1 protein-coding gene is annotated in these 288 nt (G+C 57.3%); it reads left to right on the top strand.

Going from position 1 to position 288, the window contains the following annotated elements; all coding sequences use genetic code 11:
* Nucleotides 1–2: 2 nt before the first annotated feature.
* The coding region (locus tag MWC30_RS22195) for a hydrogenase iron-sulfur subunit (protein ID WP_368860936.1) at nucleotides 3–288 on the top strand (286 nt) is incomplete at its 3' end.

The raw sequence follows: 288 nt of genomic DNA, 5'->3' as shown, positions 1-288 counted from the left end.
GACTGCAATATACGACCGAAATGCGGCTGATCCGCGTCATGTGTACCGGCAGAGTCGACCTGGCGCATGTGCTCAGGGCCTTCTCCAACGGCATCGATGGCGTGTTCATCGGCGGCTGTCACTTGAATGAATGCAACTACATCACCCACGGGAATTACCACGCCCTCAACATGGTGCTTCTCTTCAAGAAGGTTCTGGAGCACGTGGGGCTGAGCCCCGACAGGCTCCGGATCGAATTCATGTCGGGCGCCGACGCGGGCATCTTCGTGGAATCCGTCAATGACTTTG

It is taken from the genome of Desulforhabdus sp. TSK (assembly GCF_022836495.1).
Taxonomy (GTDB): Bacteria; Desulfobacterota; Syntrophobacteria; order Syntrophobacterales; family Syntrophobacteraceae; genus Desulforhabdus.
This window is presented reverse-complemented; position numbering and strand designations above follow the sequence as displayed.